The sequence below is a fragment of the Nocardia sp. NPDC003999 genome, from assembly GCF_053604885.1.
The window spans coordinates 112,991-138,274 of record NZ_JBSGIB010000016.1 but is presented as its reverse complement, the minus strand read 5'-3'; the positions used below and the strand labels follow the sequence as shown (position 1 = coordinate 138,274).

Below are 25,284 nucleotides of genomic sequence, written 5' to 3'. Positions count from 1 at the left end.
CATGGCCTGGAGGCTCGAGCCTGGAGCCTGCTGGAGCGATTGCCCTGATGAAGCACCGGCGTCTGATGCGCACGATGTACGGACCTGCCCAGAATAGCTGTCCATTGCGAATCTCGGCAAGACAGACTCGCCGTCAGTCGATCAGGACGCCTTCGGCGATTCCCGGCTCCACTACGCGCAGGCCGTCGGCTGCCGCCAGTTCGCGGAGTTCCGCGGGAAATTCGCTGGTCCCCAGGGCCAGGATGGTCGGTCCCGCCCCGGAGACGGTGGCCGCGATGCCCGCCGTGCGCAGGCGCGTGATCCAGGCGGTGGTCAGCGGTAGCGCGGGCGCACGCTGGGCCTGGTGCAGGCGGTCCGCGGTGGCGGGCAGCAGCAGGTCGGGACGCTGGGTGAGCGCCACCACGGCCAGCGCGGCGCGGCTGACGTTGAACGCCGCGTCGCCGTGCGGCACGACGTCGGGCAGCAGGCCGCGGGTGTGCGCGGTGGACGAGCGCTCCTCCGGGATCAGCACGACCGGGCGCAGTGCCGAATGCGCCTCCAGCCGCACCGCGCGGTAGACGCGACCGTGGTATTCCGTGCCCGGGGCCTCGTCGGCGGGGCGATCGCTCTCGGTCCACGAGACCACGATCCCGCCGAGCACGCTGGCCGCCGCGTTGTCCGGATGCCCCTCGAATTCCGCTGCCAGCTGCACCAATCGGTCGGCAGGCGTGGCCGGCGCCGAGTCCAGCTTCGCGGCGAGGGCGCACCCGGCGGCAAGTCCGCCGACCACCGCCGAGGCCGAGGACCCGAGGCCGCGCGAATGCGGAATCACGTTGCGGCACACCACATCGAGGCCGTCGGCCCACACCCCGGCCGACTCCAGGCCGCGCTCGATCGCGCGGACCACGAGATGCGAAGGGCCCCAAGGCACATCGTCGGCGCCCTCACCCTCGACCCGGATGGTGAGCCCGGAATCGGTAGTGCGCACCTGGATTTCGTCGTAGATCCCCAATGCCATACCGAGCGAGTCGAACCCGGGACCGAGGTTCGCGGTGGACGCGGGCACCCGGGCGGTCACGGTCAGACCGGCGGGCAGCGTCGCGCTCATGACCTGGCTGTCGCGCGAATTCAACTCAGGCCAGCTCTAATTCGGCGGCCACCGCAACCGGATCGACCGAGATCGGCTGCACCTTGGGCATGCCCGACAGCGCGGTGTCGGGGTCCTTGAGACCGTTGCCGGTCACGGTGCACACCACGGTGAGCCCGGCATCCAGCCAGCCCTCCTTGCGTGCGGCGAGCACACCGGCCACGCTGGCCGCCGACGCGGGCTCGACGAACACGCCCTCGGTCGCCGCGACCAGGCGGTACGCGTCGAGGATCTCCTCGTCGGTGGCGGCGCGGAAAGCGCCGCCGGACTGCTCCTTGGCCTCGACCGCGCCGTTCCAGGAGGCGGGCGCGCCGATCCGGATCGCGGTGGCGATGGTCTCGGGATCCTTCACCGGGGCGCCGTTGACCAGCGGGGCCGCGCCCGCCGCCTGCACGCCGAGCATGCGCGGCAAGCCGCCGGTGACGCCGTCGGCGTAGTACTCCCGGTAGCCACGCCAGTAGGCGGTGATGTTGCCCGCGTTGCCGACGGGAAGGGCGTGCACGTCGGGGGCCTTGCCGAGCACGTCGCAGATCTCGAAGGACGCTGTCTTCTGGCCCTCGATGCGGGCCGGGTTCACCGAGTTCACCAGTCCGATGCTGGGGAAGTCAGCGGTGACCTTGCGGGCGAGTTCGAGGCAGTCGTCGAAGTTGCCCTGCACCTGGATGATCTTCGCGCCGAGCATCACGGCCTGGGCCAGCTTGCCCATCGCGATCTTGCCCTGCGGAATCAGCACGGCGCAGCTCATGCCCGCGCGGGTGGCGTACGCCGCGGCGGATGCCGAAGTGTTGCCGGTGGACGCGCACAGCACCGCCTTCTGGCCGCGGTACTTGGCGTCGGTCATCGCCATCGTCATGCCGCGGTCTTTGAACGAGCCGGTCGGGTTCAGGCCCTCGACCTTCAGGTAGACCTCGCAACCGGTGATCTCGGACAGGTGCGGCGCGGGCACCAGCGGCGTTCCGCCCTCGTACAGCGTGACCGGCTCCCAGTCGGCCGCGCCGGCGAGCCGGTCGCGGTAGGCCGCGATCAGGCCCGGCCAGCGGGAGTGCACCCCTGCCTGTGGCGCGACGCCGGTCGTGTGCCCGCCCGTCTCCCGGCCGCCGCCCCTCATGGAGTCGTTGCGCGACGCTGTGGTCATTCTTCGGTGCCTTCCAATCTCAGAACGCTGGTCACGGATGTGACGGATGCCATTCCCGCCAGTGCGGCCACGGTGTCCGCGAGCGCCGACTCCACGGCGTGGTGGGTCACCACGACCAGGCGCGCACCCGAGCCGTGCCCTTCTTGACGGACGGTCGAAATGCTCACCCCGTGTTTGGCGAATTCGCCCGCCACCGCGGCCAGGACTCCAGGACGGTCCTCGACTTGCAGGTTCACGTGATAGCGGGTGGGCGTATCGCCGATCGGCGCGATCGGTAGCTCAGCATAAACCGATTCGCCGGGAGCGCGACCCCCATAGAACTTGTTCCGTGCCGCCATCACCAGATCGCCGAGTACGGCCGACGCGGTCGGAGCGCCGCCCGCGCCCTGCCCGTAGAACATCAGCCGCCCGGCGTTCTCCGCCTCGACGACCACCGCGTTGAACGCACCGGTCACCGCGGCCAGCGGGTGCTTGCGTGGGATGAGCGCCGGGTAGACGCGCACCGAGACGCGCTCTTTGCCGCCGTCCTCCGGTCCGGGCTCGCCGGGACCCGCGTCCACCCGCTCGCAGATGGCCAGCAGTTTGACCGTGCAGTCGAGCGCGGAGGCGGTTTCCAGATCCTCGGCGGTGATCCGCGAGATGCCCTCGCGGTAGACATCGGCGGCGGTGACCCGGGTGTGGAACGCCAGCGAGGCGAGGATCGCGGCCTTGGCCGCGGCGTCGTAGCCCTCCACGTCGGCGGTCGGGTCGGCTTCGGCGTAGCCCAGCCGGGTGGCCTCGGCCAACGTCTGCGAGTAGTCGGCGCCGGTCTCGTCCATCGCGGAGAGGATGAAGTTGGTGGTGCCGTTGACGATGCCGACGACCCGGTTCACCCGGTCGCCCGCCAGCGACTGGATCAGCGGGCGCACCACGGGGATGGCGCCCGCGACGGCGGCCTCGAAGTACAGATCGGCGCGACTGGCTTCGGCCGCGGCGGCGAGCTCGCCGGTGTAGTCGGCCAGCAGCGCCTTGTTCGCGGTCACCACGGATTTGCCCGCATTCAGCGCGGCCAGGATCAACCGGCGCGGCGGATCGATGCCGCCGATCACCTCCACCACCAGGTCGACGTCGTCGCGGGCGACCAGCGCGTCCGCGTCGGTGGTGAGCAGGTCCGCGGGGATGCCGCGGTCGGTGTCGAGGCTGCGCACGGCCACCCCGCGGAGCACCACCGGCGCGCCGACGCGGGAACGCAGGTCCTCGGTGTGCTCGCGCAGGATGCGCACGACCTCGGTGCCCACATTGCCCATGCCGAGGACCGCGACCCCGATCGGGCGATCGGTCCCCCACACGCCGTTCTTCGCGTTGGCCGTCACGCTTCCACCTCCAAGCTGAGCAGGTCCGCCACCGTCTCCCGGCGCAGTATCAGGCGCGGCTGTCCGTCCCGCACCGCGACGACCGCGGGACGGGTCAACTGGTTGTACCGGCTGGACATCGAGTAGCAGTACGCGCCGGTGGCGGCGACGGCGATCAGGTCGCCGGGGCCGACGTCGGCGGGCATCCAGGTGTCCCGGATGACGATATCGCCGCTCTCGCAATGCTTTCCGACAACGCGCGCGACCACCGGCCCGGCCTGCGACGACCGCGAGACCAGACGGCAGTCGTAGTCGGCCTGGTACAGCGCGGGCCGGATGTTGTCACTCATGCCGCCGTCGACACTCACGTACCGGCGGCGCAGACCGCCGTCCAGCGAGACGTCCTTGATGGTGCCGACCTCGTAGAGCGTCACCGTGCCGGGCCCAGCGATGGCGCGGCCGGGCTCGACAGCGATCGTCGGCGTGGGCAGACCCGCGCGTTCGGCTTCGGCTGCGACCAGTTCGCGCAGGCTCGCCGCGAACCGGTCCAGCGGCGGCGGGTCGTCCGACGGAAGATACGAAATGCCAAGTCCGCCACCGAGATCCAGCGTCGCGATCTGCGCGGTGCGCTCGATGCCGAATTTGTCGATGGCCTCGCGGAGCAGGCCGAGCATGCGCCGCGCGGCGATCTCGAAGCCGTCGATCTCGAAAATCTGCGAACCGATGTGGCTGTGCAGGCCGACCAGGCGCAGGTTGTCGGCATCGAAGACGCGCGCGAGCGCCTCCATCGCGTCGCCGCCCGCGATCGAGAAGCCGAACTTCTGGTCCTCGTGCGCGGTCGAAATGTATTCGTGGGTGTGGGCTTCCACCCCGACGGTGACCCGGACCAGCACGTCCTGCACCACGCCCGCGCGGCTCGCGACGGCCTCCAGGCGCTCGATCTCGATGAGCGAGTCCACCACGACGTGGCCGACCCCCGCGGACACCGCGGCTTCCAGCTCGGCGACGGATTTGTTGTTGCCGTGCAGGGCGATTCGCTCCGCGGGGAAGCCCGCGTGCAACGCGACGGCGAGTTCGCCGCCGGAGCAGACGTCCAGCGAGAGGCCCTCGTCCCGGATCCAGCGGGCGACCTCGCCGCACAGGAACGCCTTCGACGCGTAGTGGACTCGCGCGTTCGCCCCGAACGCGCGGACCATGTCGCGGCAGCGGGAACGGAAGTCGTCCTCGTCCACCACGAACAGCGGGGTGCCGAACCGCTCGGCCAGCTCGTACACCGGCACGCCCGCCAGGTGGACCACGCCCGCGTCGTCGCGGGTCGCGTTGCGCGGCCAGACGTTCGCGGGCAGGTCGATCATCTGCCGCGGATCGCTCGGGCGCTCAGGCAGATTCGGCGCATGCGGAATCTCGGCATGCCGGGGACCGGCGGGATGCGCGCTCATAATTCCACCTCGCTGCGCTCGCTCAACTTCGCTTCCTTCCTCGCTCTGGTCGACCGGACGGTCACATGCGCTCCGGCGCGCTGACGCCGAGCAGGCCCAAGCCGTTGGCCAAGACCTGGCGCGTGGCGTTGACCAGAGCGAGCCTGGCCGCGTTCGTCGGCGAGACGGGGTCGTCGCCGAGCGGCAGGACGCGCAGGTTCTTGTTGGTCTGGAAACGGTGGTACGCGCCGGCCAGTTCCTCCAGGTAGCGGGCTACCCGATGCGGTTCGCGCAAGCTCGCCGCACCGCTCACCACGCGCGGGTATTCGCCGAGGGTGCGGATCAGCTCGCCTTCCTCGTCGGCCGACAGCAGCGCGAGGTCGGCGGCGACGGAGTCGTAATCGAACTCGGCGGCGTTGCGCGCGATGGACGCGGTCCGCGCGTGCGCGTACTGCACGTAGTAGACCGGGTTCTCGTTGCTCTGGCTGGCCCACAGGTTCAGATCGATGTCGATGCTCGAGTTCACCGACGAACGCACCAGCGAGTACCGCGCCGCGTCCACGCCGATCGCCTCGACCAGGTCGTCGAGGGTGACCACGGTCCCAGCGCGCTTGCTCATCTTCACCGCGACGCCGTCACGCAGCAGGTTCACCATCTGCCCGATCAGCACCTCGACCGTGGCCGGGTCGTCGCCGAACGCGGCCGCGGCGGCCTTCAGCCTGCCGATGTAACCGTGGTGGTCGGCGCCGAGCATGTAGATGCACAGGTCGAAGCCACGGGCCCGCTTGTCCTGGAAGTAGGCGATGTCGCCCGCGATGTAGGCGGCCTTGCCGTCGCTCTTGATGACCACCCGGTCCTGGTCGTCACCGTATTCCGAGCTGGCGATCCACCAGGCGCCGTCCTTCTCGTACAGGTCGCCGGAGTTCTTCAGCCGCTCCACGGCCTGCTCGACCGCGCCGGAGGCGAACAGCGAGCTCTCGTTGAAGTAGACGTCGAAATCGGTGCCGAATTCGTGCAACGACTCCCTGATGTGCGCGAACATCAGCTCGACGCCCTCGGCACGGAACAGCTCGAGGCGCTCGGCCTCCGGCTTGCTCAGCACGTCCGGGTTGGCGGCCACGATCTTGTCGGCGATCTCGCCGATGTAGGCGCCCGCGTACCCGTTCTCCGGGGTCGGCGCGCCGGTGGCGGCCGCCGCCAGGGAGGCGGCGAACCGATCGATCTGCGCGCCGTGGTCGTTGAAGTAGTACTCGCGCACCACGTCCGCGCCCTGCGCGGCCAGGATGCGGCCCAGCGCGTCGCCGACCGAGGCCCACCGGGTGCCGCCCAGATGCACGGGACCGGTCGGGTTGGCCGAGACGAACTCGAGGTTGATCCGGGTGCCCTTCAGGGTCTCGGCGGTGCCGTACGCTGCGCCCGCGGCGAGCACCCGCTCGATGATCGCGCCCTGCGCGGAGGCCGCGAGACGGATGTTCAGGAAGCCGGGCCCGGCGACCTCGGCGGCGGCGACGCCGTCGGCGGCGGCCAGCGCGTCGGCCAGCCAGGTGGCCAGATCACGCGGCTTGGTTCCGGCGCGCTTGGCCACCTGCATCGCGACATTCGTGGCATAGTCGCCGTGTTCGGGGTTGCGGGGACGCTCCACGGTGACCTCGTCGGGCAGGACCGCGGGGTCCAGTCCACGTTCGACAAGCACCTTCGCCGCGGTAGAGCGAAGGAGATCTGCAAGGTCAGCTGGAGTCACGAGTCTCTATCCTATGGTCTTGGCGGGTGTGCACCTCGGGTGGGCACTGCGCAGCCAGCGGATCCATCCACGTCGAAAGAGCACACTGAGCGATGCCTAGCAGTCCCAGCGCCAAATCGGCCAAGGCCGCCAAGGCCGCGGCGAAGTTGTCGGCTCCCCGCAAGCGGGGCGGGCAAGGACAGCTTCCGAAGAAGAATCGCCAGGTTCCCTGGTTGGCCATCGGCGCGGCCGTAGTAATCATCGCATTGATCGGCGCGCTGGCTTACAGCCTGGTCCCCAAGTACCGGGAGAAGGCCGACCTGGAGAAGTACACGCCGAGCGCGCAGAAGAAGGACCCGTCCGACGGGATCGCGGGCGTGGTGAAGAAGGAATACCCCGCCGGGCTGCACATCAACTCCAGCCAGCGCGTGGCCTACGACCAGGCTCCGCCGTTCGGCGGCCCGCACGACCAGTCGTGGGCGACCTGCACCGGCGTGGTTTACAACAAGCCGATCCGGGTGGAGAACGCGGTGCACTCGCTCGAGCACGGCGCGGTGTGGATCACCTACAACCCGGACAAGGTGAACGCCGACGGCATCGCGACGCTGAAGGCGAAGGTCGAGGGCAAGCCGTACACGTTGATGTCGCCCTACCCCGGCCTCGACTCCGCCGTCTCCTTGCAGTCCTGGGGGCACCAGTTGAAGCTGGACAGCCCCGACGACAAGCGCGTCGGCCAGTTCATCACAGCTCTGCGGCTGAACAACTACACCTATCCCGAGGTCGGCGCGGACTGCTCGACGATCGTCTTCGACACCGACAACCCGCCGCCGTTCGATCCCACGCCGCCCGGACCCGACGCGGTGCCGATGGACGGCAAGGGCTTGCAGCAGGACCAGACCGAACTCGGCGGCATGCCCGGTGGTCTGCCCGGCGTGCCCGGCGTGCCGGGTCTTCCCGGACTTCCCGGTGTGCCCGGCGCTCCGGTGCCCGCGCAGCCCGCGCCCGCGCAGCCCGCTCCTGGCGCGGGGCAGTAGTGGCCGGCGACCACGGAGGCGTCGAGTCCGGGGGGCGCGAAGCATCCGCCGGTTCCGGCGCTCCTGAAGTCACCGCGTCCGGCACTCACGACGCCATCGGACCCGACGGTCGCAAGGCGCGCGGATCCGGCAATCGCAAAACCGCTGGGTCCGGGGATCGCGCCGCGTCCGCAGGGTCCGGCACTCCCGAATCCGCCGATCGCAGCGCCACCGGGTCCAGCGAACCGACGACGGCCGCCGGCACCGGAGTCACCGAGTCCGGCGATCTCCAAGCCGCCGGCTCCGGCGATCGGGCAACAGCCGCAGGGTCCGGTATCGAGGAAGCCAGCAGGCCCGAGAGTGTCGGATCCTCGAGATCGGGCGATCGAAGAGCACACGTCGAATCCGACAGCGAAGCATCCGCCCAGTCCTCCTCGCCCGAAGCACCTGCCGGATCGGGCGATCGCCGAGCTACCACATCCGAACGCGAAGCATCTGACGGATCCGATGACCGCGAAGCATCCGGCGTCGGCGGACAGTTCCGCCGCCAGCGCACCGCGCTGCTGATCCTCGGCATCATCGGCGCGATCCTGATCGGCTTCGCGATCGGCGTGCTGGCCCGGATTCCGCTGAACGGTTCCACGGAGCCGGACCCGGGCCCGGTGGATGTCGGTTTCAGTCAGGACATGTCGGCGCACCACGCCCAAGCCGTCGAAATGGCGGGCGTGCTGCTGGTTCGCTCCACCGACACCGAGGTACGCCGCCTGGCCTACGACATCCTCACCACCCAGCAGAGCCAGATCGGACGCATGCAGGGCTGGTTGCAGCTGTGGGGCGAGCCCGCGCAGGGCGTCGACGGGTTCATGGGCTGGATGACCGAGCCGATGGGCGGCCACGATCATTCCGGTGCCGACATGCCACACCACTCCGGGCCGGTGTCCACCATGCCCGGCATGGCCACCCCCGCCGAACTCGCCGCGCTCCGCCAGGCCACCAGCCCCAAGCTGGACACGATGTTCCTGCAGCTCATGCTGCGCCATCACCAGGGCGGGTTGTCGATGATCGACTACGCCGCCCAGCACGCCGACACCACGGCGGTGCGCACCCTCGCCGAAACCATGGCCACCACCCAACGCGGCGAATCCGACCTGATGACCACCATGCTCACCGCCCGCGGCGCCGCCCCCCTCCCCTGACCCGAAACCGCGCCGCCGTCCGCCCTTTTTGGCGGACGGCCGCCGATACGATAGGCTGACCCAGCCCGATCGGACCGCCATCCCGGCCCCGACCGAGTCCTATCCCGCCCTCGTAGCTCAGGGGATAGAGCGTCTGCCTCCGGAGCAGAAGGCCGCAGGTTCGAATCCTGCCGAGGGCACCGAGCAAAGGCCCCTTGACCAGCTGGTCAAGGGGCCTTTCTCATCGGCGGCCTAGGCCTCGTGGGCGAGGACCCGAGGTGTGACACTGCGCCGCGATGTTCCGCGATAGAACGCTCGAGGTGTCGCGCGTTGAAGGGGTTGCCGAGAAGGTACGCGGTCTCCTTCAGCGCTCGGTATTCGCTCAGGGCGACCACCACGGCCGGTTCGCGCCCGGCACGGGTGATCACCACTTCTTCCAGATCCTCGGTGGCGCTGTCGAGAACCGAGGCGGGGTTCGCTCGCGCCTCGGTGTAGTTCATCGACTTCATGCTCGTAAGGTACGAGACCCTGTGCAGTTGGCGACCGTAACTTTTGGATCACCGATAGGGCGTTCGCCGTCCCGCGACTCGGTGCGATCGACCACGCAGCGACATTGTGCGGACAGCGGCCGCATCAGTGGGTGGCCTCGCGATGCCGGGGCTCCTACCATCGAGCCGTGCTGAGATCGTTGGCCGCCATCGTCGTCGGCGCGGCCCTGGTCCTGACCGCCGCCTGCGCGCATTCGCGTGCCAGTGGACCCGATGATCCGCACCGTGTCCTGGACTACGCGGGCGCGCAACGCCACTACCTCATCCACCGTCCGGCGGGTTCACCGCAAGGCAGGCTCGCGGCGGTTCTGGTCTTCCACGGTGGTGGCGGTAGCGCCGGGTACATGGCGAACAAGAGCGGTTTCGATCGGCTGGCCGACGCCAATGGATTCATCGCGGTCTACCCCGAGGGGATCGGCAGGTCATGGAACGACGGCCGGGGTGCCGACACACGCGCGGGCGCAGCGGATGTCGATGATGTCGGGTTCGTCTCGGCGCTGATCGACCACCTGGTCGCCGCCGACGAGGTCGATCCGGCTCGGGTGTATGCCACCGGGATGTCCAACGGGGGCATGTTCACCCAGCATCTGGGGTGTCACCTGAGCGCCAAGCTGGCCGCGATCGCGCCGGTGGCTGGTCCGCTTCCCGCCGCGGACGAGACGAACTGCGCACTCGCGCATCCACTTCCGGTGCTGGAGATCCATGGCACCGCCGATCCGATCGTCCCGTACGAAGGCGGTGTCGTGCGGGTGACGTCGGGCAATAACGGCCGCACGGGCACCGGCCCGGTCTTGTCGGTGGCGGCCACGCAACAGCTGTGGCGCGGGAAGAACGGCTGTCCACCGCCGAACGCCAGTGAGTTGCCCGCACGCGGCGACGACGGGACCTCAGTAAAGATCGAGACGGCGCTGTGCCCGGACGATGTCGGCGTCGTCCTCTACACGGTCACCAACGGTGGCCACACCTGGCCGGGCGGCGAGCAGTATCTCCCCAAGGCGTTGGTCGGCGCGGTGAGCCGCCAATTCGATGCTTCGGAGATCATCTGGCAGTTCTTCGCCGCCCACTGAATGGGGCGCGGGACACACCTGATTCGAATCGACAGGACGCTGGTACGGGCGCGGATGCCGAGAACTCCCAGTGGTCGACACCCGATCGCCCGTCTTTCCAGCACCGGGATTGCAGGCACTTCGAATGCTAGCCGCTGCAATGATTACGAGCCCCGGTGTCACCCGAGGCTCGTTTGCGCGAGTTTGCCGACCGGATTTCGTTGCCGGGCTTGGATATCGGCTTCTCGCACATCCTCTGCCCCATGGCATCGCACCCCCGACTCAGCAAGACTCAGTCCGCCGTGCTGGCGGCGCTCGCGCCGGGCGGAATCCTGTCCGTGGACTCGCTGGTGAGAACGGCGAATCCGTCCGGAAGGCGAACTCGCCGCGCACTACTACGCCTAGAGGCGGCCGGCCTGGTCGTTCACACCGGAATGGTCGGCCGCAGTGGATACCAGATCACTGTCAGCGGTCGCCGGGTGCTCGCGAGCGATACCGGCGACTCCTCGCGCGGGGGGATGACCATTGCACAGCACGACATTTGGTGACCACACCGTCCTCTGGCGGATCGTGCGCGGGTCGCGGATCGCGATCGAGTCGCTCATCGACCATGCCACTGGGGCCCCGGCCTACCGGATGAGAATGGACGGCTCGATAATCGACATCCCCAACGGCGAACCCGGCATGATCTACTTCGGTGAAGGAGAGGACCGCCCCGACCTGGCCCAGGTACGCGAGTGGTTCCCGAAACTCTTCGACCTCTGGGACACGGTGAGAACTCAGTACTGGCAGGCCATAACCCCGAGATGATGATGACGAGTGGCACACCATCGAGAGGTCTACTCGACATTTGCCGCAGCCGTGTGCCACTCGTGGCTCGTCTACATAGGAGGGTGAATGGGATTGGATGGGAGTGGGGGGCGGCGAGGCCGGGTTGTGGTGGGCGGGCTCGTGGCCGTTGCCGTGGTGCTGGGGGGTGTGTTGTGGGCTGTGGCTGGTAGAGAGCGGCCGCCCTTCGATGTGGATGCGGTTCCGGGGAGTCAAGTCGTCTGGGTGAGTGCGGCGGCGGGGGCCGACCGGGGGACGTTGGAGCTGTGGCAGCGGGGGCGGTTCCGCCGGTGGGAGCGGACGCTTGCTGTGCCCGCTTGGGTTGGTGCGGAGGGGATTTCGCGGGAGGCCAGAGAAGGGGCGGCATATACGCCGGAGGGCACCTTTCCGTTGACCGAAGGATTCGGCCGGGTGCCTGCCGTGGGCGCGAAACTTCCCTACCTTTCGGTCGATCCGTCCAATACCTGGTGGTGGGTGTCCGACACCGAAAGCCCGCTGTACAACCAGAAGTATCGGTGCGCCGAGGGTGAATGCCCGTTCGACACCGCCCTCAGCGAGAATCTCGGGCGAACCGAACCGCAGTACGACTATGCGCTGGTCATCGACTACAACCGCTTTCCGGTCGTGCCGGGGCGGGGCTCCGCGTTCTTCGTCCACGTCGATGTCGGCAGGCCGACAGCAGGGTGTGTCGCGGTCGGCGACGACGTCATGCGGACGTTGCTGGCCACCCTCGAACCGTCGCGGAAACCGGTTATCGACATACACGCGAGGTGAACGCCCGACCAGCAGGCCGTTGTCCGCGGCCGACTCGGCCGCGACGTTCCGGCACTCGGCCGAACAGAATGACATCCGCTCGCGTTCGCGCTGCGCGACCAGCTGGGTGCCTACCGCCTGCAACGCAGCCCACCGACAGTCGTGGCATGACACGTGGACGCGTGCCGCCAATGCCGCCGTCATATAAGAAAAGGCCCCCGTAGTCGGGAGCCCTTCTCGGACGGTTGGGTGCCGTGTGCGGCGCGACGTTTACGGCAGGGGTTCGGTGGGTTTGTCGGTGGATGTGAGGACGCCCGCGTTGGTGAGGTATGTGAAGGCGGGGGCCGTGAAGCCGGGCTGCAGGAAGTAGAAGTGCGCCTTGGTGACGGCCCCGTTCTCGGCGGCGTCGCAGAGGGCGTGCAGGGCGGTGGGGTCGACGGTGAGGGCGGTGAGTTTGCCCGCCTCGTAATCCATCTCCACCCACTTCGCGTGAATGGCGGCGCTCATGACGCTGCCGGTGAAGTCCTCCCGGTCGGAGGCGGCGCTGAGGCCGAGTTCGAGGCCGTCGTCCAGGTCGGTCGGCGTGTGCTGCCAGCGGCCGAACTCCCACCAGCGCACGAAGCTGACCGGGCCCTGGACGCCGCCGGGCAGCTTCGTGGTCGGTTCCACGGACCGCACCCAGGCGGGCGCCGCGGCCAGCGGATCGTAGGAGGTTCCGGCGACCTCGTTGTCCTCATCCCTCCCGAATAGCAGCGCGCGGTCACCGGCATATCTGACCAGCGAGAACCAATTGCCCTCACCGTCGTCGTTGATCAGCCGGCCGCCTTCCACTCTGGCCGTCTGCCCGATCTCCTGTCCGCTCGCGGCCCGATCGGTGTGCGTTGCGCAGGTGATCACGTCCAAGACGGTCACGCGCGCCCACAGCACCTCGGGATGCGGCAACTGAAATCCCATGCCGGGCAACGTATCACCGGCCCCTTACGGCGACAACCGGGCCGGCAATCGACGGGACAACCCATTCGGGCCGCGGCGCGCTGGACAGCAAACCTGGTTGGCGGCGATCACGCAGATATGGGCAGGGCAGGCAAATTCACGGCAATGAGCCCGGCTCGGGTCGCGCGACATTCCCGCGTGACGATCGAGCCGATTCCGGTCCGGATTGTCCGGTATCCCGCGGACGCAGCGCATAGGCGGGAACCAACTGGTCGCGCACCTGCAGATCCGGACGTCCGTCGGCGAACTGGATGCTGTAGTTCACCCGGCCCATCCAATCGCCGTCGACGGTGGGCAACCAGTGCGTCAGGGTTCCGGGTCGCTCGCCGCGCATGATGACCCCGGCGCCGTTCACATGGCGCGGCGTCCCTGGATCGCGGACCAGGATCGCGTCCAGCCGCACCCAGACCGGGCGCGGCGGGTAGGTCAGCGTCCGGTAGTAGTGGCCGGTCCGGTTCGGGTAGACCAGCTCGGGTTCCGTTCCTTCGGTTCGCGGCGTTTCATCGCTTATCGAACCCATGTTCGAATGTTAGCCGGACATATGCGGCAAGCACCAGGCAACCCCGGCCCGAATCGGGCGGCATGGCGACGGCCACAGTGCCATCAGCGCTCGGCTTCTAGTATGTTCATTCTAGAACGATCATATTAGAAGGAGGGCGACATGACCGCGAAGTTCGAGGTGGTCAACGGTTTCTACGCCGCGACGCAGACCGGTGACGGACCGGCGATCCTGGCGCTGCTGCATCCGGAGTTCGAAGCGCGAACCGCACCGGGCATGCCGTGCGGCGCGGGCGGCGCCTTCCACGGGCCGATCGCGGCGATGACGGGTATCTGGGGACCGGTCGCGCGAGATTTCGACACCGCGCCGTACGACGAGACATGGCAAGAGACAACCGACGGCACCATCGTGGTGACCGGGCATTATCGCGGCGCGGCGCGCGCCACCGGCCGCGAGTACGAAGCGGAGTTCGTGCACCTGTGGCAGGTCGACGACGACGGGCGCATCACGCGCCTGCACCAGTACACCGACACCGCACGCTGGCACGCCGCATTGGACGCCTGACGCCGCGAGTGCCGACCTCGCGCAAGAACCCGGATCACGGGCCGATTGCTGTTCCGCCGACACCCGCGCCGACAGCCCGGACGCGACGCCTGCACCGGATCGCATCAAGAGCCGATCACCTTCCCGCCGACACCCACACACCCGAACACAACACCAGCACCGGACCACACCAGAAGCCGACCACCCTCCCGCCGACACCCACACAGCGCGCAGACGACACCAGCGCCGGACCGGATCGTGAGCCGAGCGCCGCCTGGCCGCTCCACACCTGACCGAACGATCCGGTCTGGTTTGGTTTCCGGTCACCCGGGCACGCCCTTGCCGTAGCGATGCAGGCACCGGGGGCAGACCGGAGGACGACATGGCTAATCCACCGGGCGGGCAACCGCCGGATGACCGACCGCCGCAGCCGCAACAGCCGCCCCCCGGCTCCCCGCCGCCCGAACCTGAGCAACCCCTTCCGTCGCCGGAGCCGGTGCAACCCTCCCCGCCACCCGGTTCGGGGCAACCGCCTTCACCGCCGGGTCCGGGGCAACCCCCTTCACCGCCGGGTCCGGGGCAACCCCCTTCACCGCCCGAACCCGGGCGCCCCTTCCCACCACCCGGTCCGGGACAACCCTTTCCACCACCCGGTCCCGGACAACCGTTCCCACCACCCGGACCGGGTTATCCACCGCCCGGGCCCGGTTATCCGCCACCCGGCTACGCGCCCGGCGGATACCCACCACAGCCCAGAAAGAGCCACACCGGCCTGATCGCCGGCTTGGTGGTGATAGTCGTGCTGGTGATCGCCGGCGCGCTGATCGCCGGGATCTTCTTGACCACGCAGGGCAAAGGTCCGCTCGCCTCGGACGAGAAGAAGATCGAGCTCGCGATCCGCGACTTCTACGAGACTCTCGACAGGCGCGGCTTCCGCGCGGCGGCCGAACAGGCGTGCGCCCGCGAACGCGCCGCGTTCGAGGCGATGACCGAGAGCGAGAAGAAGGAATTCGACAGCACCTCGGTTTCGGTCACCATCGATAGGATCGATGACATCGTCGTCACCGGGGACACCGCGACCGCGAAGGTCACCGGCAAACTCACCGTCGCGGTGCCGGGCGAGCAGCCCGATACCGAAACCAGCACGACCGAGCATCTGAAGAAAGAGGACGGCAAGTGGAAGGTCTGCTCCCCGGAGGGCACGCGCTGATCGCATGCACCCACGCGTGAGTTGCTGCGGCCCCAGCCGCAGGACCGTCCTCGGCGCGCTCGGCCTCGCCGCTCTGCTCCCTCTTGCCGGTCGACCGAAATCGGTTCGCGCTCAACCGAATACGACCATCGCGACGGATTTGGAAGTGGTGACGATCACCGACACATCGGTGATCCTCACCTGGACCACGCTCGCGCCCGACCCGGGCGGCCGGCTGCTGCCCGTCGACACCGACAGCCAGGTGCGGATCGGTCCCGCCGACTCGCCGCGCGCCCCGGCCCAGGTCTTCGCCGACGACCACCCGACCCCTTTCCACTACGCCGAGATAGCGGGACTCGAGCCGGGCCGCGCCTACCGCTTCGAAGCCTGGTCCGCGGGCCTGCGCGCCACACCGGCGCTTTCGCTCACCACCGCCGACCCGGCCGCCCCGGAAGCGCGCGGCGAGTTCACCACCCTGGTCCCGCCGCCCGGCCGCAGGTTGCGCACGCTGGCACTGTCCAACGACGTGCACTACGGCGAGCAAGTCAGCGGGCTGATCGCGGGCGACCTGCCACCGGGCTTCCGGCAGGGCCCCGGCCTCGCGCCCTACCCCGAAGTGATGCTGACCGCGATGCTGGACGACTTGCGCCGTCCCGACCGCGCAGCCGAACTCCTGCTGCTCGCGGGCGACCTGACCGCCGAAGCCTCCGAGCAGGACACCCGCACGATCCGGACCCGCCTCGATGCCTGGGGCACGCTCGGCCACGACTACCTGGCCGTGCGCGGCAACCACGACCGGCCGCACGTCGGCGGCGAATACGCCGGTTGCGCCCCCGCGCCCGCCGACCACCGCGACTGCTGGGCCGATGTCTTCTCCGCACGACAGGAAATGGTCGAACACGAGGTCGGCGGTCTGCGGGTGCTGGGATTGGACACCAGCCGACTCGACGGCGCGGGCGGCTCCATCGAGCGTCCGCAGTTCGATCACCTCGCCGAACGCCTGCGCGCCGATCCGGACCGGCCGACGCTGGTATTCGGCCATCACCCGGTCACGACGGAGTCCGGACTGACCAACCTCGCCGGGCCCGGCTTCGTGCTCGACGGACGCGACAGCGCCGAGTTGCAGGCGCTCTACACCCGCAGCCCCGGCGTCTTCCTGCAACACAGCGGCCACACCCATCGCAATCGCCGCACCAGGCCGGACGCGCCGTGCGCGGTGGAGTTCCTGGAGGTCGCCGCGGTCAAGGAGTACCCGGGCGGCTACAGCCTGCTGCGCCTCTACGAGGGCGGGTACATGGTCAATTTCTACAAGACCCGCACCGAGGACGCCCGGCGCTGGAGCGCGCTCACCCGCGGCGAGTACTTCGGACTACAGCCGGACTACACGCTCGGCACCTGCGCGGACCGCAATCACATTGCACTGCGCGACTTTTCGGGGCTGACGTAGCGTCAGCGAGAAATCCCCAGATCTGCCAGGGTTCCCGCATGTCGGACGCGGTATCTTCCTTAGGTAAGGCTCAACATATGCACGGGTAACGCGGTCGGAAGGACGAGGATGAAGCCGGTCAGATGGAAGACGATTGCCGCTGGATTGGTCCTCACCATGACGGCCATCGGCGGCACGGCTTGCTCGAACTCCTCCGACAACGCGAACGAGATCACCGTCTACAACGCGCAGCACGAATCGCTCACCAGAGAGTGGGCCGACGAGTTCACCAAGGAAACCGGCATCAAGGTGACATTGCGCCAGGGCGGCGACACGGCGCTGGGCAACCAGCTGGTCGCCGAGGGCGCTGCCTCGCCCGCCGACGTCTTCCTCACCGAGAACTCCCCCGCCATGGCGCTGGTGGAGAACGCGGGCCTGTTCGCCGACGTGGACGCCAAGACCCTGGAGCAGGTGCCCGCGCAGTTCCGCCCGTCCACCGGCAAGTGGACCGGCGTCGCCGCGCGGTCGACGGTGTTCGTCTACAACAAGAACAAGGTCCAGCCCGGTCAGCTGCCCGCCTCGCTGTTGGATCTGGCGCAACCGCAGTGGAAGGGCCGCTGGGGCGCGGGCGTCTCCGGCGCCGACTTCCAGGCCATCGTGGCGGCCCTGCTCGCGCTGAAGGGTGAGGACGTCACCCGCGCCTGGTTGAAGGGCATGAAGGAGAACGCGACACCGTTCCCGAACAATGTCGCCACCATGAAGGCGGTCAATTCCGGCAGCCCGGACGGCGGCGTCATCTACCACTACTACTGGTACCGCGACCAGGCGAACACGAAGGAGAGCAGCGCCGACACCGCCCTGCACTACTTCAAGAACCAGGACCCGGGAGCCTTCGTCAGCGTTTCCGGCGGCGGCGTGCTGAAGGCGAGCAAGAAGCAGGAGGCGGCGCAGAAGTTCCTGGCGTTCATCGTCGGCAAGACCGGACAAGAGGTGCTGCGCGACGGCACGTCGCTGGAGTACCCGGTCGCCGCCGGAGTGGCCGCGAACCCGGCGCTGCCGCCGCTGGCCGATCTGCAGGCCCCCGCGGTCGATCCGTCCAAGCTGGACTCGAAGAAGGTCACGCAGCTGATGACCGAAGCGGGTCTGCTGTAGCCGTGGCAGTCCGGACCGTTGTCGCCGCGCCCCGGATCGGCAGGCCGGGGCCGCTGGTCACGAGCGTCGCGCTGCTGCTGGTGGCGGCGACGTTCGTGCCGCTCGGATACATCGTTTCGACGGTCTTCTCCACCGGCCTCGAGCAGGCGAAGGAGCTGGTGTTCCGGCCCAGAGTCGGTGAGCTGCTGGAGAACACGGCCGCGCTGGTGGTGTGCACCGTGCCCATCTGCGTGGCGCTCGGTATCGGGCTGGCCTGGGTGGTCGAACGCACCGACGTGCCGGGGAAATCCTGGTGGGGGCCGGTTTTCGCCGCGCCGCTCGCGGTTCCGGCGTTCGTCAACAGCTATGCCTGGGTGAGCGTCTTTCCGACCATGCACGGCCTGTGGGCGGGCGTGGTGATCTCCACGATGTCCTACTTCCCGCTGGTCTATCTGCCCGCGGCGGCCACACTGCGCCGCCTGGATCCCGCGGTGGAGGAGTCGGCGCGGGCGCTGGGCTCGGGCCCGGTCGCGGTGTTCGCGCGGATCGTGCTGCCGCAGCTGCGCTTGGCGATCCTCGGTGGCGGGCTGCTCATCGGACTGCATCTGCTCGCCGAGTACGGCGCCTTCGTGATGGTCCGGTTCGACACGTTCACCACGGCCATCTTCGAGCAGTACCAGTCCAGCTTCGCCGGTCCGGCAGGCAGCATGCTCGCCGGTGTGCTGGTGCTGTGCTGCCTGGCGCTGCTCGGGGCCGAAGCGGGGCTGCGCGGGCGGGCGCGCTACGCGCGGATCGGCAGCGGGGCGCCGCGCGCCGCGACCAGAACCCGGTTGGGCGTCGGCACGTTGCCGGTGCTGGCCGCGCTCGTCGCGGTGACGGCGGGCGCGCTGGGCGTGCCGCTGTGGACCATCGGGCGCTGGTTGCGCATCGGCGGCGCGGCGGTGTGGGATCTCACCGATATCGGCAACGCGCTCGGGCAGACGATCGGACTCGCGTCGGTCGCCGCACTGCTCACCACCCTGTGCGCGTTCCCGGTCGCGTGGATCGCGGTGCGTTCCACCTCCGCGTTCGCGCGACTGGTCGAGGGCGCCAACTACATCACCAGTTCGCTGCCGGGCATCGTGATCGCGCTGGCCATGGTGACCGTGACCATCCGGTGGGCGCCCGCGCTCTACCAGACGGCGGGCATGGTGATCGCCGCCTATCTCCTGCTGTTCCTGCCCCGCGCCCTGGTCAGCGTGCGGGCCGGGCTCGCTCAGGTGCCGGTCGGCCTGGAGGAGGCGTCCCGGTCGCTGGGCAAATCGGCGCCCGCGACGTTCTTCCTGGTCACGCTGCGTCTCGCGGCGCCGGCCGCGGCTGCCGCCGCCGCACTGGTGTTCGTCGCCGTGGCGACCGAGCTGACCGCGACGCTGCTGCTGGCGCCCAACGGAACCCGCACGCTGGCGATGCGGTTCTGGGGCCTGTCGGGCGAATTGGACTACGCGGGCGCCGCGCCGTACGCCCTGATCATGATCGTCGCCGCGGTGCCGGTGACGTACCTGCTGTTCACCAACTCGCGGAAGGCGGCCGGGATATGAGTCGCGTTGTCGTCGCCGATGTCTCGAAGACCTTCGGCCACACCCGGGTGCTCGGCGGGATCACGCTCGACGTGCCGGATCACACCGCGACCGCGGTGGTCGGGTCGTCCGGGTGCGGCAAGACCACCCTGCTGCGCGTGATCGCCGGATTCGAGTCGCCGGATGCGGGTTCGGTGTCGATCGGAACGGAAACCGTTGTCGGTGAACGGGTAACGGTGCCGCCACAGCGCCGCAACATCGGTTACGTCGCCCAGGACGGTGCGCTGTTCCCGCATCTGACCGTCGGCCAGAACATCGCCTACGGGCTGCCGGGCATGCGCCGCAACAGCCGCGGGCGGGTGCACGAACTGCTGGAGATGGTGTCGCTGGACGCGTCCTATGCCGACCGGCGACCGCATCAGCTCTCGGGCGGTCAGCAGCAGCGCGTAGCCCTGGCCCGCGCGCTGGCGCGCAAGCCGTCGGTGATGCTGTTGGACGAGCCGTTCAGCGCGCTGGACGCGGGCCTGCGCGCGACGACCAGGCAGGCGGTGGCCGACACGCTGCGCGAGGCGGGCATGACCAGCATTCTGGTGACGCACGATCAGGAGGAGGCCCTCAGTTTCGCCGAGCAGGTGGCGGTGATGCGGGAAGGCCGCTTCACTCAGGTCGGAACGCCGGAGGAGGTCTACGCGACGCCGAAGGATCTGTTCACCGCGCGGTTCCTCGGCGATTGCGTGCTGTTGGACGCGGTGGTCGAGGCCGACGTGGCCAAGTGCGCGCTGGGCCGGATCCCGGTGCAGCGCGATGCCGCGTGCGGGCCGTCGACGATCATGCTGCGACCGGAACAGCTTGTCGCCCATGTCGCTTCGGAGAACGAGGCGGAGGCAGGCCGAGTGCGCGCCGTCGACTTCCGCGGCGCCGACGTCATCCTGACGATCGAACTGGACGGTTCCGGCACTCCCATTCTCGTACGCCGGGCCAGCGTCGCGGCCCCCGTCACCGGGCAGCGGGTTCGCCTAGAAGTGATCGGATCGGCGGTGGCGTATTCGGAGCCGAACCAAGCCGCCTGAAACAGGCTCGCGTCACGACCACGCGGCTTCCTGATGCGCCTCGGTGCTCGGCAGTGGCGTGACCGAGCACCGAGGACGTTTGGAGCGAGCGGCGGGAATTGAACCCGCGTAAACGGCTTTGCAGACCGTTGCCTAAACCACTCAGCCACGCCCGCCTCGCCCTAGATAGTGCCCGTGGGCGACGGCCCGGCCCACCATTGCGCTCACGGTGATCCGAAGCCTGGCCGGATGCCCCCGCCCTCCTGTGGTGGCATGGAATGATCGGAACATGTCTCGGCCACGCCCGCTTCCGAACGATCCGATCGAGGAAGCCCACCGCCAGTGGGTCGGCCACGGCTGGGGGGATGTCGCCGACGGCATGGCCGCGGTGACGTCGCTGGTTCGGGCTCAGCAAATCGTGATGGCACGGGTGGACGAGGCGCTGAAACCCACGGGATTGACCTTCTCTCGCTATGAGTTGCTCCGGCTGCTCAGTTTCAGCAAAACCGGCGCGCTGCCGATGGCGAAGGCCAGCGCCCGCTTGCAGGTGCACCCCACCAGCGTCACCAACACCGTCGACCGGCTGGAGGCGGCGAAGCTCGTCGAGCGGGTACCGCATCCCAGCGACCGGCGCGCTACTTTGATCGAAATCACCGATGCCGGACGCGAATTGGTGGCGAAGGCGACCGAGGAACTCAACGCGAAAGTCTTCGCGCTCCCCGGCCTCCCTCCGGAACGACTGCACACTCTCCTGCAACTGCTCGCCGAATTCCGACATGCCGCGGGCGACTTCGAGACCGCGGAGGGAACGGCGCGCTGGTCGGCCACGGCCACAGACTAATTCGACGTACCGGTCGGTCGCATACCGCTGCCGACCGACCGAGGGATGACATTCCGGCATTCAACCGGCGAATTACCGGGCACGCCGTCTTGGCAGCGGAACGGAAAAGGTCCACCATGGAGATCATGGTGCTGGTCTTGGGTGTATCGGCGGGCGCTGGCGGCGCTCACGCGATGCTGACACACTCCGATCAGCCACACCTACCCCCGATCGATAGCTGCGAAGTGCCGCGGCGGGCGGGCGGCGGCGTCGAGGAATCGGTCCTCGAGGCGATCCGCCGGATGAACGGCGCCGCCGACCGGCGCGACGAGCTGATCTCGGGCACGGCGGTGACGTGCCGCTGTCCGCTGCACGCCGACGCCATCCGCGCAGGCGTCGGCGGCCGTGACGTGACCATCGTCGACGAACCGCTCGCCCAGCTGCGCTACCTGCGCTTCACCGGGCAACTGCCGGACAGCGGCACGGTGATCCTCTACGACCTGGGCAGCTCGGGACTGACCATCACCCACGCCGATTGCCGCACCGACACGATTCTGTCCAGCAAACGCAGCACGGTCCTCGGCGGCGACGGCTACGACGCGCTGTTGCGCTGGCGCCTGGCCCGCGACGGCGTGCTCACCGACACGCCGACCATCCGGCGTCATCGCGAAGAACTGAGCGAGGCGAGGGTGGTCACCGCGATCGACGACGGCACCGGCGACCGGGCCGTTCTCACCCGCAGCGACCTGGCCGAACTGTGCGCGGCGGGCATTCATCACTCGGTGTCGTTCGTGCGGCAGATCATCGACGAGACCGGCGTGCGACCGGAGGCCATGGTGCTGCTCGGCGGCTGCACCCGCAGTCCCAGCATTCGCGCCGAGCTGGCCGAACACATCGACCTGCCGATCGTCTACGACCCCGAACCCGACTTCGTCTCCGCGCGCGGCGCCGTGCTGCTCGCCGCGGAACGACGAGGCGGCGACGTCCGGATGGCGCGGCTACGCGCCGGAGCCACCCTGGTCCCGGCCACCGTCGACCGGCGCAAACTCATCGCGGCGGCGGCGGTCACCATCGCGCTGGGCGCCACCATCGCCGGACTGCTCGCCACGAACGAGGACGCGCCCCCGCCGGAAGGGAACAAGGTGCCCGCGAAGATCGTCGCGCCCCCCACCGGATAACCCGCCCGGCCGAGCGATACGGCCGGGCGGAAACCGGTGTCAGCGGTTGGTGAACTTCGCCGGACGCTTCTCGACGAAGGCGCTCATGCCTTCCTTCTGATCCTCGATCGCGAACAGCGAGTGGAAGACTCGCCGTTCGAAGCGCAGCCCCTCGGCGAGCGTGGTCTCGAAGGAGCGGTTCACCGCTTCCTTGGCGATCATGGTGACCGGCAGCGACATCCCCGCGATGGTCTCGGCGACCTCGAGGGCGGTGTCGAGCAGTTCCGCGGCGGGCACGATACGCGAGACCAATCCCGCCCGCTCGGCCTCCTCCGCGTCCATGTTGCGGCCGGTGAGCACCAGATCCATGGCCTTGGCCTTGCCGATCGCGCGGGTCAGGCGCTGTGAGCCGCCGATGCCGGGGATGACGCCCAGCTTGATCTCCGGCTGCCCGAACTTGGCGGTGTCGGCCGCGAGCAGGATGTCGCAGATCATGGCCAGCTCACAACCGCCGCCCAGCGCGTAGCCCGCCACCGCCGCGATGGTGGGCTTGCGGAACTGCGCCAGCCGGTCCCAGCGGGCGAAGTAGTCGTTCAGGAACATGTCCATGTACGACTTGGGCTGCATCTCCTTGATGTCGGCGCCCGCCGCGAAGGCGCGCTCCGAGCCGGTGATCACGATGGCCCCGATCTCGTCGTCGTGCTCGAGCTCGTCGAGCGCGGCGATGACGTCGTCGAGGACCTGCGCGTTCAGCGCGTTCAGCGCCTTCGGCCGGTTCAGCGTGATCCAGCCGACCCGGCCCTTGCGTTCCAGCAGAATCGTCTCGAAGCTCACTCGGCACCCTCTTGGTCGGAACGGTCACGGATATCGGTGACGATAGCCGAGAAGTCCCGTCCGGCATCCGTCTGGTTGAAACGGTCGTAGATCGTGGCGGCGAGCAGTCCGAGCTGCCCGTCGACGTTGTTGTCGCGCAACGCGTTCGCGGCCAGGCCCAAGTCCTTCGACATCAGCGCCGTCGCGAAGCCGGGCTGGTAGTCGTTGTTGGCCGGACTGGTCGGCACCGGGCCGGGGACCGGGCAGTAGCTGGTCAGCGCCCAGCTCTGGCCGGAAGCCGTGGAGACCACATCGAAGAAGGACTGATGGCTCAGGCCCAGCTTCTCGCCCAGCACCAGCGACTCCGACAGCGCGATCATGGACACGCCGAGCAGCATGTTGTTGCAGATCTTCGCCGCCTGGCCCACGCCGGAGCCGCCGCAGTGCACGACCTTGCCGCCCATCACCTCGAGCACCGGCAGCGCGTCGGCGAAGTCCGCGGCGGCGCCGCCGACCATGAAGGTCAGCGTGCCCGCCGCCGCGCCGCCGACACCACCGGAGACCGGTGCGTCCAGCGCGCGGTGCCCCGCTGCGGTGGCGCGTTCGGCCGCGACCTTGGCATCGGCCACGTCGATGGTGGAGCAGTCGATGAACAGCGTGCCCGGCGCGGCGACCGGGAGCAGCTCGGCGTACACGTCGAGGACGAGTTTGCCGTTGGGCAGCATGGTGATCACGGTCTCGGCCGCGGCGGCCTCGGTGGCCGCATCCACCACGATCGCGCCGTCGCGCCCGGCCTGCTCCCGCGCCGCGGGCACCGGGTCGAAGGCGAGCACCTCGTAGCCCGCCCGCACCAGGTTGGCCGCCATCGGCGCGCCCATGTGGCCGAGGCCGAGGAAACCGATTCGCTTGCTCATCACGCCACCTCCGGGGTCCGCAGACCCAGCTCTCGATCGCCCAACTCGGCGAAGTACGCGTCCACCTGCGCGTCCGTGACCGCATCGAGGGTCGCGGGCGACCATCGCGGATCACGATCCTTGTCGATCACCTGGGCACGAATGCCCTCGACCAGATCGTGCGACGACAGCGACGCGATGGACACCCGGTACTCCTCGTTCAGCACCGCCTCGAGACTCGGCGCGGTGCGCGCCGCCCGCAGCGAGCGCAGCGTCACCTTCAGCGCCACCGGGGATTTCGCCAGAATCTCGGTGGCCGCCGCCCGCGCGCCCGGCGCGTCGTGCGCTTGCAGCCGCGCGACGATCTCCTCCACGGAATCGGCTCCGTAGCAGACGTCGATCCAGTCCTGCTCGGCGGCCAGCGCGGATTCCGGTGCGTCCGTGGCGAATTTGGCGATCGCGATGTCGGCGCTCTCCGTGCGCAACGTCTCCAGCAGGGCGGGCAGATGCTCGGAAGCGACGAAGTAGTCCGCGAAGCCCGCGGCGATGGCATCGCCCGCGCTCATGCGGGCGGTGGTCAGCGCGACGTGCGTGCCGATCTCGCCCGGCGTCCGCGCGAGCAGGTAGGTGCCGCCGACGTCCGGGACGAACCCGATGCCCACCTCGGGCATGCCGATCTTGGAGCGCTCGGTCACGACGCGGTGGCTGCCGTGGCCCGAGAGCCCGACACCGCCGCCCATCACGATGCCGTCCATGATCACCACGTACGGCTTCGGGTAGCGACCGATCAGGGCGTTGAGGACGTACTCGTCGCGCCAGAACCGTCCGGTGGCCGAATCCGCCGTATTCGCACCGCTTTTCGCGTCGGCGTGGATGGCGACGATGTCGCCGCCCGCGCACAGGCCGCGCTCCCCCGCGCCGGTGACCACGACGGTGCGCACCGCGTCGTCCTCGGCCCACTCGCGCAACGCGTCGGTGATGGCGAGAGCCATCGAGTGGTTCAGCGCGTTGATGGCCTTCGGCCGGTTCAGCGTGATCAGGCCGAGCCCGTCACGCTGTTCGAGCAGAACTTCTGGCTCGCTCATACTCTGTCCTTTCCGACATGATCGGGACCCTGGGTGG

Annotated in this window: 25 protein-coding genes and 2 tRNA genes; 15 read left to right on the top strand and 12 right to left on the bottom strand. The window is 69.0% G+C overall.

Annotated features, from left to right (window positions below):
* Positions 1 to 133: 133 nt before the first annotated feature.
* The 5 genes from thrB to argS all read right to left on the bottom strand — a co-directional run bounded on the left by thrB (position 134) and on the right by argS (position 6,751).
* Positions 134 to 1,087: a homoserine kinase gene (thrB, locus tag ACWESM_RS27055; protein ID WP_356969432.1), complete on the bottom strand. Its 954-nt coding sequence runs from the start codon at positions 1,085 to 1,087 to the stop codon at positions 134 to 136.
* 25 nt (positions 1,088 to 1,112) lie between these two features.
* Entirely contained in the window at positions 1,113 to 2,234 is a 1,122-nt protein-coding gene (gene thrC, locus ACWESM_RS27050) for a threonine synthase (RefSeq protein WP_356969450.1), read from the bottom strand.
* Positions 2,235 to 2,257: 23 nt separating this feature from the next.
* Positions 2,258 to 3,613 (bottom strand): homoserine dehydrogenase, encoded by a 1,356-nt coding sequence (locus tag ACWESM_RS27045; protein ID WP_355073690.1) that lies wholly within the window; start codon positions 3,611 to 3,613, stop codon positions 2,258 to 2,260.
* Entirely contained in the window at positions 3,610 to 5,031 is a 1,422-nt protein-coding gene (lysA, locus tag ACWESM_RS27040; RefSeq protein ID WP_356969430.1) for a diaminopimelate decarboxylase, read from the bottom strand. The genes ACWESM_RS27045 and lysA overlap by 4 nt, the downstream gene beginning before the upstream one ends.
* Before the next feature lie 61 nt (positions 5,032 to 5,092).
* Positions 5,093 to 6,751 (bottom strand): arginine--tRNA ligase, encoded by a 1,659-nt coding sequence (gene argS / locus ACWESM_RS27035; protein ID WP_397280199.1) that lies wholly within the window; start codon positions 6,749 to 6,751, stop codon positions 5,093 to 5,095.
* 92 nt (positions 6,752 to 6,843) lie between these two features.
* On the opposite strand from argS, the gene ACWESM_RS27030 reads away from it, so the two are divergent.
* The 3 genes from ACWESM_RS27030 (at position 6,844) to ACWESM_RS27020 (ending at position 9,118) form a co-directional block, all read left to right on the top strand.
* Entirely contained in the window at positions 6,844 to 7,764 is a 921-nt protein-coding gene (locus ACWESM_RS27030; RefSeq protein WP_397280197.1) for a DUF3105 domain-containing protein, read from the top strand.
* Between the two features lie 539 nt (positions 7,765 to 8,303).
* A complete protein-coding gene (locus tag ACWESM_RS27025) occupies positions 8,304 to 8,939 on the top strand; it encodes a DUF305 domain-containing protein (RefSeq protein WP_452494130.1) in 636 nt (211 codons plus the stop codon).
* A 106-nt stretch (positions 8,940 to 9,045) separates the two neighbouring features.
* Positions 9,046 to 9,118 (top strand) — tRNA-Arg (locus tag ACWESM_RS27020).
* Positions 9,119 to 9,145: 27 nt separating this feature from the next.
* Here ACWESM_RS27020 and ACWESM_RS27015 read toward each other — a convergent pair.
* A complete protein-coding gene (locus ACWESM_RS27015) occupies positions 9,146 to 9,427 on the bottom strand; it encodes a type II toxin-antitoxin system Phd/YefM family antitoxin (RefSeq protein ID WP_364433062.1) in 282 nt (93 codons plus the stop codon).
* 167 nt (positions 9,428 to 9,594) lie between these two features.
* Here ACWESM_RS27015 and ACWESM_RS27010 point away from each other — a divergent pair, with 167 nt between their 5' ends.
* From ACWESM_RS27010 to ACWESM_RS26995, 4 genes are all read left to right on the top strand, one after another.
* Positions 9,595 to 10,533 carry an extracellular catalytic domain type 1 short-chain-length polyhydroxyalkanoate depolymerase gene (locus ACWESM_RS27010; RefSeq protein ID WP_364433065.1) on the top strand — a complete coding sequence of 313 codons (939 nt, stop codon included), beginning with the start codon at positions 9,595 to 9,597 and terminating at the stop codon, positions 10,531 to 10,533.
* Between the two features lie 155 nt (positions 10,534 to 10,688).
* Positions 10,689 to 11,060 carry a hypothetical protein gene (locus ACWESM_RS27005; protein WP_452494116.1) on the top strand — a complete coding sequence of 124 codons (372 nt, stop codon included), beginning with the start codon at positions 10,689 to 10,691 and terminating at the stop codon, positions 11,058 to 11,060.
* Between the two features lie 94 nt (positions 11,061 to 11,154).
* Positions 11,155 to 11,322, top strand: a complete 168-nt coding sequence (locus ACWESM_RS27000; RefSeq protein WP_452494114.1) for a hypothetical protein — start codon at positions 11,155 to 11,157, stop codon at positions 11,320 to 11,322.
* A 243-nt stretch (positions 11,323 to 11,565) separates the two neighbouring features.
* Complete coding sequence (locus tag ACWESM_RS26995) at positions 11,566 to 12,114, top strand: L,D-transpeptidase family protein (RefSeq protein ID WP_452494113.1); 549 nt, start codon at positions 11,566 to 11,568, stop codon at positions 12,112 to 12,114.
* Positions 12,115 to 12,363: 249 nt separating this feature from the next.
* On the opposite strand, the gene ACWESM_RS26990 is transcribed toward ACWESM_RS26995, so the two are convergent.
* Together ACWESM_RS26990 and ACWESM_RS26985 are read right to left on the bottom strand one after the other, a co-directional pair.
* Positions 12,364 to 13,047, bottom strand: a complete 684-nt coding sequence (locus ACWESM_RS26990; RefSeq protein WP_364433077.1) for a hypothetical protein — start codon at positions 13,045 to 13,047, stop codon at positions 12,364 to 12,366.
* 136 nt (positions 13,048 to 13,183) lie between these two features.
* A complete protein-coding gene (locus tag ACWESM_RS26985) occupies positions 13,184 to 13,606 on the bottom strand; it encodes a hypothetical protein (RefSeq protein WP_355073673.1) in 423 nt (140 codons plus the stop codon).
* Positions 13,607 to 13,747: 141 nt separating this feature from the next.
* Between ACWESM_RS26985 and ACWESM_RS26980 the strand changes: the two genes are divergently transcribed.
* The 6 genes from ACWESM_RS26980 (at position 13,748) to ACWESM_RS26955 (ending at position 20,500) form a co-directional block, all read left to right on the top strand.
* On the top strand, positions 13,748 to 14,149 hold the full coding sequence (locus ACWESM_RS26980) for a nuclear transport factor 2 family protein (protein WP_364433081.1): 402 nt from the start codon (positions 13,748 to 13,750) through the stop codon (positions 14,147 to 14,149).
* Between the two features lie 361 nt (positions 14,150 to 14,510).
* Positions 14,511 to 15,338, top strand: coding sequence for an Rv0361 family membrane protein (locus ACWESM_RS26975; protein ID WP_452494109.1), 828 nt, complete (start codon positions 14,511 to 14,513; stop codon positions 15,336 to 15,338).
* A 148-nt stretch (positions 15,339 to 15,486) separates the two neighbouring features.
* Positions 15,487 to 16,764 (top strand): metallophosphoesterase, encoded by a 1,278-nt coding sequence (locus tag ACWESM_RS26970; protein WP_452494107.1) that lies wholly within the window; start codon positions 15,487 to 15,489, stop codon positions 16,762 to 16,764.
* A gap of 108 nt (positions 16,765 to 16,872) precedes the next feature.
* Positions 16,873 to 17,895, top strand: a complete 1,023-nt coding sequence (locus tag ACWESM_RS26965) for an iron ABC transporter substrate-binding protein (RefSeq protein WP_452494105.1) — start codon at positions 16,873 to 16,875, stop codon at positions 17,893 to 17,895.
* A 2-nt stretch (positions 17,896 to 17,897) separates the two neighbouring features.
* On the top strand, positions 17,898 to 19,451 hold the full coding sequence (locus ACWESM_RS26960) for an ABC transporter permease (protein WP_364433094.1): 1,554 nt from the start codon (positions 17,898 to 17,900) through the stop codon (positions 19,449 to 19,451).
* Complete coding sequence (locus ACWESM_RS26955; protein WP_356969405.1) at positions 19,448 to 20,500, top strand: ABC transporter ATP-binding protein; 1,053 nt, start codon at positions 19,448 to 19,450, stop codon at positions 20,498 to 20,500. Before ACWESM_RS26960 ends, ACWESM_RS26955 begins: the two co-directional genes overlap by 4 nt.
* Before the next feature lie 80 nt (positions 20,501 to 20,580).
* On the opposite strand, the gene ACWESM_RS26950 is transcribed toward ACWESM_RS26955, so the two are convergent.
* A tRNA-Cys gene (locus tag ACWESM_RS26950) sits at positions 20,581 to 20,655 on the bottom strand.
* A gap of 113 nt (positions 20,656 to 20,768) precedes the next feature.
* Between ACWESM_RS26950 and ACWESM_RS26945 the strand changes: the two genes are divergently transcribed.
* Positions 20,769 to 21,320: a MarR family winged helix-turn-helix transcriptional regulator gene (locus ACWESM_RS26945; protein ID WP_355073651.1), complete on the top strand. Its 552-nt coding sequence runs from the start codon at positions 20,769 to 20,771 to the stop codon at positions 21,318 to 21,320.
* A 116-nt stretch (positions 21,321 to 21,436) separates the two neighbouring features.
* A complete protein-coding gene (locus ACWESM_RS26940) occupies positions 21,437 to 22,477 on the top strand; it encodes an Hsp70 family protein (RefSeq protein ID WP_364433099.1) in 1,041 nt (346 codons plus the stop codon).
* Positions 22,478 to 22,516: 39 nt separating this feature from the next.
* Here the strand turns inward: ACWESM_RS26940 and ACWESM_RS26935 are convergent, their stop codons facing one another.
* Genes ACWESM_RS26935 through ACWESM_RS26925 form a run of 3 tightly spaced genes read right to left on the bottom strand, consistent with a single transcriptional unit; the run spans position 22,517 to position 25,247 of the window.
* Positions 22,517 to 23,290: an enoyl-CoA hydratase gene (locus ACWESM_RS26935; protein WP_355073647.1), complete on the bottom strand. Its 774-nt coding sequence runs from the start codon at positions 23,288 to 23,290 to the stop codon at positions 22,517 to 22,519.
* Positions 23,287 to 24,183 carry a 3-hydroxyisobutyrate dehydrogenase gene (mmsB, locus tag ACWESM_RS26930; RefSeq protein ID WP_397280182.1) on the bottom strand — a complete coding sequence of 299 codons (897 nt, stop codon included), beginning with the start codon at positions 24,181 to 24,183 and terminating at the stop codon, positions 23,287 to 23,289. The genes ACWESM_RS26935 and mmsB overlap by 4 nt, the downstream gene beginning before the upstream one ends.
* Positions 24,183 to 25,247 (bottom strand): enoyl-CoA hydratase/isomerase family protein, encoded by a 1,065-nt coding sequence (locus ACWESM_RS26925; RefSeq protein ID WP_364433104.1) that lies wholly within the window; start codon positions 25,245 to 25,247, stop codon positions 24,183 to 24,185. The genes mmsB and ACWESM_RS26925 overlap by 1 nt, the downstream gene beginning before the upstream one ends.
* Between the last annotated feature and the right edge of the window lie 37 nt (positions 25,248 to 25,284).

Bases quoted from the DNA above. Each gene is read 5' to 3' on its own strand.
- ACWESM_RS27030 (WP_397280197.1), top strand. From the start codon at position 6,844: ATGCCTAGCAGTCCCAGCGCCAAATCGGCCAAGGCCGCCAAGGCCGCG.
- ACWESM_RS26955 (WP_356969405.1), top strand. From the start codon at position 19,448: ATGAGTCGCGTTGTCGTCGCCGATGTCTCGAAGACCTTCGGCCACACC.
- ACWESM_RS27015 (WP_364433062.1), bottom strand. From the start codon at position 9,427: ATGAAGTCGATGAACTACACCGAGGCGCGAGCGAACCCCGCCTCGGTT.
- ACWESM_RS26965 (WP_452494105.1), top strand. From the start codon at position 16,873: ATGAAGCCGGTCAGATGGAAGACGATTGCCGCTGGATTGGTCCTCACC.
- ACWESM_RS26925 (WP_364433104.1), bottom strand. From the start codon at position 25,247: ATGAGCGAGCCAGAAGTTCTGCTCGAACAGCGTGACGGGCTCGGCCTG.
- thrC (WP_356969450.1), bottom strand. From the start codon at position 2,234: ATGAGGGGCGGCGGCCGGGAGACGGGCGGGCACACGACCGGCGTCGCG.
- ACWESM_RS26975 (WP_452494109.1), top strand. From the start codon at position 14,511: ATGGCTAATCCACCGGGCGGGCAACCGCCGGATGACCGACCGCCGCAG.
- mmsB (WP_397280182.1), bottom strand. From the start codon at position 24,183: ATGAGCAAGCGAATCGGTTTCCTCGGCCTCGGCCACATGGGCGCGCCG.
- thrB (WP_356969432.1), bottom strand. From the start codon at position 1,087: ATGAGCGCGACGCTGCCCGCCGGTCTGACCGTGACCGCCCGGGTGCCC.
- ACWESM_RS26990 (WP_364433077.1), bottom strand. From the start codon at position 13,047: ATGGGATTTCAGTTGCCGCATCCCGAGGTGCTGTGGGCGCGCGTGACC.
- ACWESM_RS26980 (WP_364433081.1), top strand. From the start codon at position 13,748: ATGACCGCGAAGTTCGAGGTGGTCAACGGTTTCTACGCCGCGACGCAG.
- ACWESM_RS27000 (WP_452494114.1), top strand. From the start codon at position 11,155: ATGGACGGCTCGATAATCGACATCCCCAACGGCGAACCCGGCATGATC.
- ACWESM_RS26945 (WP_355073651.1), top strand. From the start codon at position 20,769: ATGTCTCGGCCACGCCCGCTTCCGAACGATCCGATCGAGGAAGCCCAC.
- lysA (WP_356969430.1), bottom strand. From the start codon at position 5,031: ATGAGCGCGCATCCCGCCGGTCCCCGGCATGCCGAGATTCCGCATGCG.
- ACWESM_RS26940 (WP_364433099.1), top strand. From the start codon at position 21,437: ATGGAGATCATGGTGCTGGTCTTGGGTGTATCGGCGGGCGCTGGCGGC.
- ACWESM_RS26985 (WP_355073673.1), bottom strand. From the start codon at position 13,606: ATGGGTTCGATAAGCGATGAAACGCCGCGAACCGAAGGAACGGAACCC.